Source organism: Pseudomonas sp. HP_08, assembly GCF_055284095.1.
This window is the reverse complement of sequence record NZ_JBTOQC010000052.1, coordinates 95635-108810: the sequence shown is the minus strand read 5'-3', so window position 1 is coordinate 108810 and position 13176 is coordinate 95635. Positions and strand designations below refer to the sequence as shown.

At 61.9% G+C, this 13176-nt stretch carries 8 protein-coding genes; 3 read left to right on the top strand and 5 right to left on the bottom strand.

The genetic code is table 11. The features are described from left to right. The first annotated feature begins 501 nt into the window (after positions 1-501). Together ACYAS9_RS28275 and gbdR are read left to right on the top strand one after the other, a co-directional pair. Complete coding sequence (locus tag ACYAS9_RS28275) at positions 502-1878, top strand: L-serine ammonia-lyase (RefSeq protein WP_463571806.1); 1377 nt, start codon at positions 502-504, stop codon at positions 1876-1878. Between the two features lie 381 nt (positions 1879-2259). Continuing rightward, positions 2260-3363 carry a choline metabolism transcriptional regulator GbdR gene (gbdR, locus tag ACYAS9_RS28270; protein WP_463571805.1) on the top strand — a complete coding sequence of 368 codons (1104 nt, stop codon included), beginning with the start codon at positions 2260-2262 and terminating at the stop codon, positions 3361-3363. A 57-nt stretch (positions 3364-3420) separates the two neighbouring features. On the opposite strand, the gene ACYAS9_RS28265 is transcribed toward gbdR, so the two are convergent. Next, positions 3421-3681: a hypothetical protein gene (locus ACYAS9_RS28265; RefSeq protein WP_463571804.1), complete on the bottom strand. Its 261-nt coding sequence runs from the start codon at positions 3679-3681 to the stop codon at positions 3421-3423. 276 nt (positions 3682-3957) lie between these two features. Between ACYAS9_RS28265 and ACYAS9_RS28260 the strand changes: the two genes are divergently transcribed. Next, positions 3958-4797, top strand: a complete 840-nt coding sequence (locus ACYAS9_RS28260) for a 23S rRNA (adenine(2030)-N(6))-methyltransferase RlmJ (protein WP_463571803.1) — start codon at positions 3958-3960, stop codon at positions 4795-4797. A gap of 43 nt (positions 4798-4840) precedes the next feature. On the opposite strand, the gene msrA is transcribed toward ACYAS9_RS28260, so the two are convergent. From msrA to aceE, 4 genes are all read right to left on the bottom strand, one after another. Further along, positions 4841-5488, bottom strand: coding sequence for a peptide-methionine (S)-S-oxide reductase MsrA (gene msrA / locus ACYAS9_RS28255; RefSeq protein ID WP_463571802.1), 648 nt, complete (start codon positions 5486-5488; stop codon positions 4841-4843). Between the two features lie 101 nt (positions 5489-5589). Next, positions 5590-8277 (bottom strand): putative bifunctional diguanylate cyclase/phosphodiesterase, encoded by a 2688-nt coding sequence (locus ACYAS9_RS28250; RefSeq protein ID WP_463571801.1) that lies wholly within the window; start codon positions 8275-8277, stop codon positions 5590-5592. Between the two features lie 350 nt (positions 8278-8627). Next, the gene (gene aceF, locus ACYAS9_RS28245) at positions 8628-10286 is read right to left on the bottom strand and encodes a dihydrolipoyllysine-residue acetyltransferase (RefSeq protein ID WP_463571800.1); all 1659 of its coding nucleotides are present in this window, start codon (positions 10284-10286) and stop codon (positions 8628-8630) included. 119 nt (positions 10287-10405) lie between these two features. Further along, complete coding sequence (gene aceE / locus ACYAS9_RS28240) at positions 10406-13051, bottom strand: pyruvate dehydrogenase (acetyl-transferring), homodimeric type (RefSeq protein ID WP_463571799.1); 2646 nt, start codon at positions 13049-13051, stop codon at positions 10406-10408. Between the last annotated feature and the right edge of the window lie 125 nt (positions 13052-13176).

The following is a 13176-nucleotide window of genomic DNA, read 5'->3' as shown; positions in this document are numbered from 1 at the left end:
AGCTCCTGTGATTTTTCTTCTCATCGTCATCGTTCATGGGGATGACGCGGCTATATCGGCGAGGCTTGGGTAAGCCCATCACGGTGCCGTGCGAACTGTCTGTGGGCGACATGGATTCGATCATCTACCAGCCAAAATCAAACGCCTACAGGGGGAGTCGTATCCAGTACAGGAGGGGTCGTATCCAGTGTGCGCAAGGTCGTTTCCAGTTTCTTTTGGCCTGCGGTGCCCCTGTTCGGGTAGTGAAAGCGGCCCGGTTACGCCGTTTTACGGCGTGCAATTGCCCATTACAGACGGCGGCGTTGCTGAGCATGATTGCGTCGGTGTGGAGCGGCGCGCAGTGCCTGAAAACCCCGATGATGCCGGTATAACCGCGAACGGCGACGCACTGTTCGATCCCTGCCGGCCAGCATGTGCTGGCGCCGGGACAGATCCAGCGTAGCAGTTACGCCCATAAAAGCGCTGCAGTATGGCGCGACCTGATGATGGAGCTTTGCAGCAATGGCAATCAGCGTTTTCGACCTGTTCAAAATTGGTGTCGGCCCTTCCAGCTCGCACACCGTAGGCCCGATGCGCGCAGGCGCCCTGTTTGTCCAGGGCTTGCGCGACGCCGATCGGTTGCACAGCATCGAGCGCATCGAGGTGCGCCTGTACGGCTCGCTGTCGGCCACCGGCATCGGCCATGGCAGCGACAACGCGGTGATCATGGGCCTGATGGGCGAATGGCCCGACGCTATTGATCCGTCGAAGATCGATCCGGCCATCAAGACCCTGAAGGCGAGCGACACGCTGCTGCTCGACGGTGATCTGCCGATCTCGTTCGTCTGGTCGCGGGACATGCTGCTGCTCGACGAGAACCTGCCGTTCCACCCCAACGCCATGACCCTGATTGCCGAAGGCAAGAGTGGCGAAGTGTTCCGCGAGACCTATTACTCGATTGGTGGCGGTTTTGTGGTCGACGAGGCCCAGGCGCGCAGCGGCGAGCTGGACAGCGACAAGACCGTGCAGCCCTACGAATTTTCCAGTGCCAAAGAGCTGTTGCAGCTGTGCCGCCGGCACGGCCTGCGGGTGTCGCAATTGATGATGGCCAACGAAAAGGCCTGGCGCAGCGAGGCTGAAATCAATGCCGGCATCATGAAACTCTGGCGCGCCATGCAGGACTGTGTCGAAAGCGGCCTCAAGCACGAAGGCATTCTGCCCGGCGGGCTTAACGTACGCCGCCGCGCCGCCAGGCTGCACCGCAGCCTGCAAGAGCTGGGCAAGCCCAACGTGATCGGCTCGACCCTCAGCGCCATGGAATGGGTGAACCTGTTTGCCCTGGCCGTCAACGAAGAAAACGCCGCCGGCGGGCGCATGGTCACCGCGCCGACCAATGGCGCGGCGGGGATCATTCCGGCGGTGCTGCATTACTTCGTCAAGTTCAGCCCCGATGTCAGCGAGGCCAACGTCGTCGACTATTTTCTCGGCGCGGCGGCGGTGGGCATCCTGTGCAAGAAGAATGCGTCGATCTCCGGTGCCGAAGTCGGTTGCCAGGGCGAGGTCGGCTCGGCCTGTGCCATGGCCGCCGCCGGGCTGGCCGATATCCTCGGCGCGACGCCTGAACAACTGTGCAACGCCGCCGAAATCGGCCTGGAGCATAACCTGGGCCTGACCTGCGACCCGGTGGGCGGGCTGGTGCAGGTGCCGTGCATCGAGCGCAATGCGATTGCCGCCGTAAAAGCCATCAATGCCGCGCAAATGGCGTTGCGCGGCGACGGCGAACACTTCATCTCGCTGGACCGGGTGATCCGCACCATGCGCGACACCGGCGCCGACATGCACGACAAATACAAGGAAACCTCACGCGGAGGATTGGCGGTCAACGCCGTCGAGTGCTGACCCCGAGGGCGGCGCCGGTTGAACATGAGCCCGTGCCGCCCGCTTTTTGCTCACACCCTGTCCATTTCGCCTTTTTATGGCGCGCTTATTCCCCCGCCAATCGTGCTTGCAGTGACACCTCTTTCTGTAGGGTTGTTTCTTCAGCTGTCCGAGTGCTACCAAATTGCTCATTGCGACACCCCGGCGCGGCGGTTTGTCGCATTTGAATAAGCGGGTCGCTGTCGTGCGTACGCTCAGCGACGTCGTTTTTGGTTTTTTTGTAAGGGGATTTGATTTTCAGGCATGGGAATTGCGATGCAATGGCACAGCCCTAAGGATTACAGGGCAATAAAAAGAGCCTCGTTGCAGGCCACCCCCGCTTATGTGTGAGGAGATTCCGTGATGACATCGTTCAACCCAGGGGCCGGCCCCCAGAACCGCACGCCACAGTCCATCGGCTTCCTGCTGCTCGACAATTTCACGCTCATCTCTCTCGCCTCGGCGGTCGAACCCCTGCGCATGGCCAACCAGCTATCGGGCCGCGAGCTGTATCGCTGGACCACCCTGAGCCTGGACGGCAGCCAGGTCTGGGCCAGCGACGGCTTGCAGATCACCCCCGATGCCGCGATGCAGAAAGCCCCGGCGCTGGACACCGTGATCGTCTGCGGCGGCGTCGGCATCCAGCGTACCGTCACCCGTGAGCACGTCAGCTGGCTGCAATCGCAAGCCCGCCAGTCGCGTCGGCTGGGCGCGGTGTGCACCGGCAGTTGGGCGCTGGCCTGCGCCGGCCTGCTCGACGGCTTCGATTGCAGCGTGCACTGGGAATGCCTGGCCTCGATGCAGGAAGCCTTCCCGCGCGTCAGCATGAGCACCCGGCTGTTCACCCTCGACCGCAACCGTTTCACCAGCTCTGGCGGCACCGCGCCGCTGGACATGATGCTGCACCTGATCAGCCGCGATCACGGCCGTGAACTGTCGGCGGCGATTTCCGAGATGTTCGTCTACGAACGCATCCGCAACGAGCAGGACCACCAGCGCGTGCCGCTCAAGCACATGCTGGGCACCAACCAGCCCAAACTGCAGGAAATCGTCGCGCTGATGGAAGCCAACCTCGAAGAGCCGATCGATCTCGACGAACTGGCGGTGTATGTCGCGGTTTCGCGTCGTCAGCTGGAGCGACTGTTCCAGAAATACCTGCACTGTTCGCCGTCGCGCTACTACCTCAAGCTGCGCCTGATCCGTGCCCGGCAACTGCTCAAGCAGACGCCGATGTCGATCATCGAGGTGGCGTCGGTGTGCGGTTTTGTCTCCACGCCGCACTTCTCCAAGTGCTACCGCGAATACTTCGGCATTCCACCACGCGACGAGCGCGTCGGCTCCAATACCGCGCAACAGGTGGCCATGCTGCCGATTCCGCAGGCCATGGTCCTGGCCCCGCTGTCCGGGCCGTTGTCGGCACTGAATCAGGCCCGCAACGAGTCGACGTTTGCCAGCGTAAGGGTTTGATCGACCCGGCTTGCCTGGCCATGCGCAATTGCCCCCGCTCACGGGGGCGATTGCGTTTCAGGCATGGCTCTGTTTGTACGCCGCCAGCGCCGGCAACAGTTGCTGGTCGATGGCCTGGCGTACGGCCGGCAGAATCGTCGCGTTGCTGCCCAGCACACTGACCACCAGCCCCTTCAAGGCACTGGCGCGCTCTTCATTGAGGCCGCGCACCGCGTGTGAGCAAGCCTCTTCGGGGGTAGCGCCCGAAGGCGTCGAGAAGCCCAGCGCCCGGAGTTTGCCAATCAGGTCGTCCTGGTCAATCAGGTCTGCGTGCATCATGACGGTGTTCCTAAAAGAGGATTGGTCAGCCGATTCTGTAAGGGCTTCACAGCCCCCGCAATAGCCACTGTCGCAGATGGCAGGATTACCTAAGAACAGGTCGTTTTCGGCTAACCGCCGTGTGCAGCGCGCGGGCAGACTGGCCCTGCAAAATGTGTTGCCATGGTTTGGTCACCTTCGGTCGCACGGATGTTTCAGGCCCGGTTTTGTAACGGCTTTACCGGGCCTTTTCATGCCCACATTTTGTTAAACTGCGCGGCCTTGCCTGGAGCTGCCATGAATTACCGTCACGCCTTCCATGCCGGCAACCACGCCGACGTCTTGAAACACATCGTTCTGACTCGCCTGCTCGCCTTGATGTCGCGCAAGGAGCAGCCGTTCGCCTACCTCGATACCCATGCCGGCATCGGTCTGTATGACCTGCGCGGCGATGAAGCCTCGCGCACCGGTGAGTGGATCGACGGTATCGGCCGCCTGTGGGACGCCACCGACCTGCCGGCCGCTGCCGACGGTTACATGGAGGTGTTGCGCCACATGAACCGCAAGACCGGCGAGCTGCGCTATTACCCTGGCTCGCCGGAACTGGCGCGGCGCCTGAGTCGTGAACAGGACCGCGTGCTGCTCAACGAGAAGCACCCTGAAGACGGCCAGCTGCTCAAGGACAACATGAAATATGACCGCCGCGTGGCGGTGCACCTGGGTGAAGGCTGGCATGTGCCGCGTGCGCTGCTGCCGGTGGCTGAAAAGCGTGCGGTGATGCTGATCGACCCGCCGTTCGAGCAGCTCGACGAACTCAAGCGCTGCAGCGTGGCGCTTAAAGAGACCATCAGCCGCATGCGCCAGACCGTGGCGACCATCTGGTACCCGATCAAGGACCCGCGCCTGCTCAAGAGTTTCTATCAGGACCTGGCCGAAACCGGCGCGCCCAAGCTGCTGCGTGTCGAGCTGTACGTGCACCCGCTGGACACCCCGGCGAGCCTCAACGGCTCGGGCCTGGCGATTGCCAACCCGCCATGGGGTCTGGAAGAGGAGCTGCGTGAGCTGTTGCCGTACCTGGCCGAGAAACTCGGCCAGACCAGAGGCGACTGGAAAATGGACTGGCTGATCGCCGAATAACCGGACGCCGCGCCCGCAGGAGCCAGCGCAAGGCGTGCAGTCTTTACGCTGGCAGGCAAACGCCCGTACCGCCCAGCCCGCAATAGCCCTGCGGGTTCTTGGCCAGGTATTGCTGGTGGTAGGCCTCGGCAAAGTACACGGTCGGAGCCTGTTCGATTTCGGTGGTGATGGTGCCCAGCCCGGCTTTGTCCAGTTCGGCCTGGAAAGCTTTCTGGCTGGCCAGCGCCGCCTCAAGCTGTTCAGGTTTGGTGGCATAAATCACCGAACGGTACTGGGTGCCGATGTCGTTGCCCTGGCGCATGCCCTGGGTCGGGTTGTGCACTTCCCAGAACACTTTGAGCAGTTGCTCATAGCTGATCTTTGCAGGCTCATAGACCACCAGCACCACTTCGGTGTGGCCGGTCAGGCCCGAGCAGACTTCTTCGTAAGTCGGGTTGGGGGTCAGGCCGCCGGCATAGCCGACCACGGTGCTGACCACGCCAGGCTGCTGCCAGAAGCGGCGTTCGGCGCCCCAGAAGCAACCCAGGCCGAAGATGGCAAACTCAACGTCCTCAAAGAACGGGCCGAGCAACGGCGCGTCATTGACGAAGTGCTTTTCTGGCAGTTGCATCGGCGTTTCGCGGCCCGGCAAAGCCTGGTCGGCAGTAGGCAGTACGTTCTTGTTCACTAGAATTTCCGAGCGCAGGGTCATGGACCAATCCTCTGGATAAAGACGCGCCCTTATCGATACCTGGCGCTGTCATGAAACGGGCAAACAGTGTGCCCCAGACGATTGAGGCAGGGAAGACCCGCTCAAGCCTGTGGCTTGCGCGGGTAACGATTGAGTTGCTCGATCAGGTGTTGGCTGCTGATAGGTTTGTCAAAAAGATAACCCTGGCCCACATCGCAACGATGGCGGCGCAGAAACGCCAGCTGGGCGGCGGTTTCGATACCTTCGGCGACGACCTTGAGCTTGAGGTTGTGGGCCATCGCAATCACGGCCGAGGTGATCTCCATATCGCCTTCGTCATCCGGAATGTCGCGGATGAAGCTACGGTCGATCTTGATCACATCAATGGGGAATTTCTTCAGGTAGCTCAGCGATGAATAGCCCGTGCCGAAATCGTCCATCGCCAGTGACAGGCCCAGGCGCTTGAGCGACTCCAGTTGCAGGCGCGTGTCTTCGGTGGCTTCCAGCAGCAGGCCTTCGGTCAGCTCCAGCTCCATCAGTGCCGGGTCCAGCGCTTCTTCCTTGAGAATCGCGGCGATGGCCGGCACCAGCTCAGGGTCCGAAAACTGTTTGGGTGAGACATTGATCGCCACTTGCAGATGGCCAAAGCCCGCGGCGGTCAGGGCCTTGCTCATCTGGCAGGACTGGCGCACCACCCATTTGCCGATAGGGATGATCAGCCCGGTTTCTTCGGCAACGCTGATGAACTGGTCCGGGCGGATCATGCCCTTTTCCGGGTGGTTCCAGCGCAGCAGCGCTTCCAGGCCGTTGAGGCGTCCGGTCAGCAGGCACAGCTTGGGCTGATAGAACACCTCCAGCTCATTCTGGGCCAGCGCGCGGCGCAGGTTGTTTTCAACGAACAGCTTGTAGCTGGCCTCGGCATTGAGGGCTTCGGTAAACACCTGGACCTGATGCTTGCCGTTGGCCTTGGCCTTGTGCAGCGCCAGGCCTGCGTTGCGCATCAGGGTTTGCGGGTCGCGGCCATGCAACGGCGCGCAGGCCAGGCCCACAGAGGCGGTGACGCTGATCAACTGGTTGTCGACGAACATCGGCTTGTCGAGCGTCGCCAGGACCTGGCTGGCGATGCTTTGTCCGGCCTCGGGGCCGGTCTGGTCGAGCAATACGGCAAATTCGTTACTGGCAAAGCGTGCCAGCACATCGGCCGGGCTCAGCGTATTGCGCAGGCGCCGGGCCAGGCTGATCAGCAGTTTGTCGCCGGTCTGGTGGCCGAGGCTGTCGTTGATGCGCTTGAAGTTGTCGATGTCGACCAGCAACAGGCTCATGGGCGTGTCGCTGTCGCGGGCAAAGCGCTCATCCAGATGGCGGATAAACGCCGGGCGATTGCCCAGGCTGGTCAGGTTATCGGTGTAGGCCAGGCGCTCGATACGCTGCTGGGCCAGCTTGTTCTGGGTGATGTCTTCATAGATGCCGATGTAGTGCGTCAACTCGCGGTGGTCGCCATACACCTTGGAGATCGACAGCTGGCCCCAGTAAGGCTCCAGGTTTTTGCGCCGGCTCTTGAACTCGCCCTGCCAGCTGTTGCTGTTGGCCAGGCTGGACTGCGCATCGAACAGGTTGCTGAGGTTTTCCAGTGCCGGCAGTTCCGCCAGTTTGTGGCCATGGACCTCGTCGGCGCTGTACTGAGTGATGGCCGTGAAGCTGGGATTGACGTATTCGACCACGCCATCGCAGTTGACCAGCAGAAAGGCGTTGGCGCTCTGCTCTACGGCGCGCTGGAACAGGTGCAAGGCACTGGTGGCGGCGCGCCGGTTGTGGTTGTTGATCACCTGCGCGAACTGGTCGGCCAGCTCACCGGCGAAGGCGACCTCATCGGGCAACCAATGGCGGGTGGCGCCGACCTGTTCCAGGCACAGCACGCCGACCAGCTGGCCGTCGATGCGGATACTGGCGTCGAGCAGGGCGCGAATGTCACGTGTTTCCAGGGTCGCGACCAGTTCACGGGTGCGCGGATCCTGCGCGATGTCACCGGCATCGATCGCGCGGCAGTCCTGCAGGGCGCCGAGGTAGTTCGGTAGCTCGGTCAGGTCCAGCGGCTTTGGGTGCTGGTAGTCACCGCTGAGGCGCACGTACTCGGTCACCGGCTGCAGCAGAGGGCCGTCCAGATTCCAGATACTGGCGCAGGCCACATCAAAGATTTCGCACGCACTGCGGGTAATCAGTTGCGCGGCTTCGAGCAGCGAGCCCGCGGTAAAGCGGTGCCGGGTCAGGCGCAGGATCAGCTCTTGCTGGGCGCGGGCGCGCTCCAGGTGGGCAAGCTGGTCGCGTTGGGTGCGCTGGTTGAACTCCAGGGTCGCCTGCAGGCGCGAATGGCGAATCTGCAGGTCGGTCTCGTTGTCTGGCTCGCCATGGGTGTTCGGCCAGTCCAGCACGGTGAAATAGCCGCGTAGCAATTGACGGTTGTGTTGCTTGAACGCTTCGCCGGTTTCCAGCAGGCCCAGTGGGCCGTTGCTGGTGTGCAGGGTATAGCGAATCAGGTAGTGCGAAGCCTTGCTCAGTTGCAGCTGGATATCGTCGTGCAGCCTATAGCGTGCTTCGGGTTCCATGAGGCTGGCGTAAGGCGAGCTGATCAGCGAGCACAGTTCGGTCGGAGGCAGGCCAAAGGCCTTTTCGCAATTCGGATCGAGATACAGCAGCGCCCAACTGGCTTCGTTAAGCCGCTCGAAACGCAGCATGCCCAGGCGCGAAGGCACAGGCAATTGCGTCACTACCTCGGCTGCCGTTCTGCCGGCAGCATCGGTCTGGCTTTTCATGAACAAACTCGCTTCCCGAATACTGATCGCACGGGCACGCCGCCCGGACTATTTTCGCGTGTGGCAAGGTTGCATGATGCCGCCCGGCCTTACAAGAGAAGCCACTGGCTTAATGCCATAAATGTAGCGGCCAAATGCATCCATTTCACACAGTGTTGGGACAAGGCCTGACGAGCGGGGTTTCATGTGCCAACACCGTATCTGCTTTGTAGCGCATCGCTACGTTGCAGCGTGTGATGTAACGCAAATTTTGCGCAAAAAAAGCCCCGCCTGGGGCGGGGTTGAGGTTCGAGCGCGGGCGCTCGCAATCGATCGGCAGGCTCGCCGGTTGGCGAGCCTGCGCGTACTGCTTACAGCAGGATGGTGCGGATATCGGCCAGCAGGTCGCTCAGGCGCTTGGTGAAGCGTGCAGCGGCGGCGCCGTTGATGACGCGGTGGTCGTAAGACAACGACAGCGGCAGCATCAGGCGTGGCTGGAAAGCCTTGCCGTCCCAGACCGGCTGGATCGTGGCCTTCGAAACACCCAGGATGGCCACTTCCGGCGCGTTGACGATCGGCGTGAAGCCGGTGCCGCCAATGTGCCCGAGGCTGGAGATGGTGAAGCAGGCGCCCTGCATGTCGTTGGCGGTCAGCTTCTTGTTACGCGCTTTTTCAGCCAGGGCTGCGGCTTCGGCAGCCAATTGCAGCAGGCTCTTCTGGTCGACGTCGCGGATGACCGGGACCAGCAGGCCTTCCGGGGTGTCCACGGCGAAACCGATGTGCACGTACTTCTTGCGGATCACAGCCTTGCCGCTCGGTGCCAGGGAAGCGTTGAACTCTGGCAGTTCCTTGAGCAGGTGCGCGATCGACTTGAGCAGCAGCGGCAGCACGGTCAGCTTGACGCCGGCTTTTTCGGCAACGGCTTTCTGCGCGACGCGGAAAGCTTCCAGGTCGGTAATGTCGGCCTGGTCGAATTGCGTGACGTGCGGAATGTTCAGCCAGCTGCGGTGCAGGCCGGTGGCGCCCAGTTGCATCAGGCGGGTCATCGGCACTTCTTCGATTTCGCCGAAGCGGCTGAAATCGACTTCCGGGATCGGCTGGATGCCTGCACCACCGGTTGCGCCGCCGGCGGCCGGTGCTTCCTTGGCCTTGAGCAGTTGCGCCTTGACGTAAACCTGCACGTCTTCTTTCAGCACGCGGCCGTGCGGGCCGGTGGCAGCGACTGCGCTCAGCTCGACGCCGAACTCGCGGGCCAGTTGACGAACGGCAGGGCCGGCATGGACCTTGGCGCCGTCTTTGGCAGGCGCCGCCGGTGCCGGTGCAGCTTCGGCTTTCGGGGCAGGCGCCGCTGCAGCAGGCGCTGCGGCCGGAGCAGGAGCGGCTTCAGCCTTGGCCGGTGCGCTGGCAGCAGGTGCCGGTGCAGCAGCGGGTGCAGCGCCGGCGACTTTCAGGCGCAGGATCAGGTCGCCGGTACCGACTTCCTGTTCCAGCTTGACTTCGACACTCTCGACCACGCCGGCAGCAGGCGATGGAATTTCCATGCTGGCCTTGTCGGATTCGAGGGTGATCAGCGACTGGTCGGCTTCGATGCTGTCGCCTGGCTTGACCAGCAGTTCGATGATCTTGGCCTTGCCCGACGAACCGATGTCCGGCACGTGGATGTCCTGGACGCTGGAAGCTGCCGGGGCGGCTTCTGGCGCAGGCGCGGCAGCAGGTGCTTCGGCTGGCTTCTCGGCCGCAGCCGGTGCGGCGGCAGCAGGAGCAGCGGCAGGTTCGGCAGCCGGGGCAGCCGCGTCGCCTTCGCTTTCCAGCTCAAACAGTTCGTCGCCTTCTTTCAGGCGGTCGCCCAGCTTGACCTTCAGCGCCTTGATCACGCCACCCTTGGGTGCCGGGATTTCCATGCTCGCCTTGTCCGACTCAAGCGTCAGAACGCTCTGTTCGGCTTCGATGCGGTCACCGACCTTGACGAACAACTCAATGACTTCGCCTTCACCGTTGCCGATGTCGGGTACACGAATTAACTCACTCACAATGTGTCTCCTTCGGAGAACCTGTTCGTTGTCGCAGGCTACAGGCATGTGCAACGAAACAGCCTCGCAGGCTGTTTCGTGCAGCAGGCCCGTGTCCGAATGCGATTCGGCGCAGGGTCTTAGCAGTCCAGTGGGTTGCGTTTTTCCGGGTCGATACCAAACCGGGCAATGGCTTCAGCCACGACTTTCGGTTCGATGTCGCCACGGTCGGCCAGGGCTTCCAGGGCGGCCAGCACCACGAAGTTGCGGTCCACTTCAAAGAAGTGACGCAGCTTCTTGCGGCTGTCGCTACGGCCGAAGCCGTCGGTGCCCAGCACCTTGTATTCCTTGGACGGTACCCACTGACGGATCTGGTCGGCGAACAGCTTCATGTAGTCGGTCGATGCGATCACAGGACCTTTACGGCCGCTCAGGCATTGCTCGACATACGTCTGCTGAGGCTTCTGGCCCGGGTGCAGACGGTTGGAACGCTCGACTGCCAGACCGTCGCGACGCAGTTCGTTGAAGCTGGTGACGCTCCACACGTCGGCACCGACGTTGAACTCTTCACGCAGAATCTTCGCCGCTTCACGGACTTCACGCAGGATGGTGCCCGAACCCAGCAACTGCACGTGGTGCGCGGCCGCCTTGGTGTCTTCTTCGAGCAGGTACATGCCCTTGATGATGCCTTCCTCGGCGCCGGCCGGAATGGCAGGCTGGGTGTAGGCTTCGTTCATCACGGTGATGTAGTAGAAGATGTCCTGTTGTTCTTCGGTCATCTTCTTCATGCCGTCCTGGATGATCACCGCCAGCTCGTAGCCGTAGGTTGGATCATAGGTGCGGCAGTTCGGCACGGTGGCGGCCAGGATGTGGCTGTGACCGTCTTCGTGCTGCAGGCCTTCGCCGTTCAGCGTGGTACGGCCGGCAGTACCGCCGATCAGGAAGCCACGGGTGCGGCTGTCGCCGGCAGCCCAGGCCAGGTCGCCGATACGCTGGAAGCCGAACATCGAATAGAAGATGTAGAACGGCAGCATCGGCTGGTTGTGGCTGCTGTACGAGGTCCCTGCGGCAATGAAGGACGACATGGCGCCGGCTTCGTTGATGCCTTCTTCCAGGATCTGGCCTTTCTTGTCTTCGCGGTAGAACATCACCTGGTCTTTATCGACTGGCTCGTAGAGCTGGCCGACCGAGGAGTAGATGCCCAACTGACGGAACATGCCTTCCATACCGAAGGTACGGGCTTCGTCCGGGATGATCGGCACGATGCGGTGACCGATTTCCTTGTCCTTGACCAGCTGCGCCAGGATGCGCACGAACGCCATGGTGGTGGAAATTTCACGGTCGCCCGAACCGTCCAGAATCGCTTTCAGCGTTTCCAGTGGCGGTGTCGGGATGCTGAAGCTCTTGGCGCGACGCTGTGGCACGAAACCGCCCAGCGCTTTGCGGCGCTCGGCCAGGTAACGGGCTTCGGCGCTGCCTTCTTCCGGACGGTAGAAAGGCAGGCTTTCCAGATCGGCGTCCTTGATCGGCACGTCGAAACGGTCACGGAAGTGACGCAGGCTGTCGACGTCGACCTTCTTGGTGTTGTGCGCGGTGTTCTTGGCTTCGCCGGCACCGGTGCCATAACCCTTGATGGTCTTGGCCAGGATGACGGTTGGCTGGTCTTTGTGGTTGACCGCCTGGTGGTAGGCCGCGTAGACCTTGTACGGGTCGTGGCCACCACGGTTGAGTTTCCAGATCTCGTCGTCGGACAGGTCTTCGACCATGGCCTTGAGTTCAGGCGTGTTGAAGAAGTGCTCGCGAACGAATGCACCGTCCTTGGCCTTGTAGTTCTGGTATTCGCCGTCGATGACTTCGTCCATGCGGCGTTGCAGCGCGCCGTTGGTGTCCTTGGCCAGCAGCGGATCCCAGAAACGGCCCCAGACCACCTTGTTGACGTTCCAGCCACCGCCACGGAACACGCCTTCGAGTTCCTGGATGATCTTGGCATTGCCGCGAACCGGGCCGTCGAGGCGCTGCAGGTTGCAGTTGATGACGAAGATCAGGTTGTCCAGCTTCTCGCGGCCAGCCAGGGCGATAGCGCCCAGCGATTCTGGCTCGTCGGTCTCGCCGTCGCCCAGGAAGCACCAGACTTTCTGCTTGCTTGCAGGGATATAGCCACGGCTTTCCATGTACTTCATGAAACGCGCCTGGTAGATCGCCTGGATCGGACCCAGACCCATCGAAACGGTCGGGAACTGCCAGAAATCAGGCATCAGCCATGGGTGCGGATAAGACGACAGGCCATTGCCATCCACTTCCTGACGGAAGTTGTTCATCTTGTCTTCGCTGATCCGGCCTTCCAGGAATGCGCGGGCATAGATGCCTGGCGACGCATGGCCCTGGTAGTAGATCAGGTCGCCGCCGTGTTCTTCGGTAGGCGCCTGGAAGAAATAGTTGAAGCCGATGTCATACAGCGTCGCACTGGAGGCGAAGCTGGAGATGTGGCCGCCCAGATCCGGGTCGTTCAGGTTGGTCTTGACGACCATCGCCAGCGCGTTCCAGCGAACCAGCGAGCGGATGCGGCGTTCCATGAACAGGTCGCCAGGCATGCGTGCTTCGTGGGTCACAGGGATGGTGTTGCGGTACGGCGTGGTGATGGCGTAGGGCAGTTGCGAGCCACTTCGTGTGGCCAGTTCGCCCATGCGGGTCATCAGGTAATGGGCACGGTCTTCGCCTTCTTTGTCGATAACCGATTCCAGGGCGTCCAGCCACTCCTGGGTTTCGACGGGATCAAGGTCTTGCATGGCTTGCTCCAGAGCGGAAAGGCTTCCAGAATCGGACGCCTGAGTTCGCGACTGGCCTTGTGGGCAGTCGACATAAATTCTTGGATGGCCGGCGGTTGTGCCGGCGGCGTGTAGTTTTACTACAA

Bases quoted from the DNA above. Each gene is read 5' to 3' on its own strand.
- ACYAS9_RS28275 (WP_463571806.1), top strand. From the start codon at position 502: ATGGCAATCAGCGTTTTCGACCTGTTCAAAATTGGTGTCGGCCCTTCC.
- gbdR (WP_463571805.1), top strand. From the start codon at position 2,260: ATGACATCGTTCAACCCAGGGGCCGGCCCCCAGAACCGCACGCCACAG.
- ACYAS9_RS28265 (WP_463571804.1), bottom strand. From the start codon at position 3,681: ATGATGCACGCAGACCTGATTGACCAGGACGACCTGATTGGCAAACTC.
- ACYAS9_RS28260 (WP_463571803.1), top strand. From the start codon at position 3,958: ATGAATTACCGTCACGCCTTCCATGCCGGCAACCACGCCGACGTCTTG.
- msrA (WP_463571802.1), bottom strand. From the start codon at position 5,488: ATGACCCTGCGCTCGGAAATTCTAGTGAACAAGAACGTACTGCCTACT.
- ACYAS9_RS28250 (WP_463571801.1), bottom strand. From the start codon at position 8,277: ATGAAAAGCCAGACCGATGCTGCCGGCAGAACGGCAGCCGAGGTAGTG.
- aceE (WP_463571799.1), bottom strand. From the start codon at position 13,051: ATGCAAGACCTTGATCCCGTCGAAACCCAGGAGTGGCTGGACGCCCTG.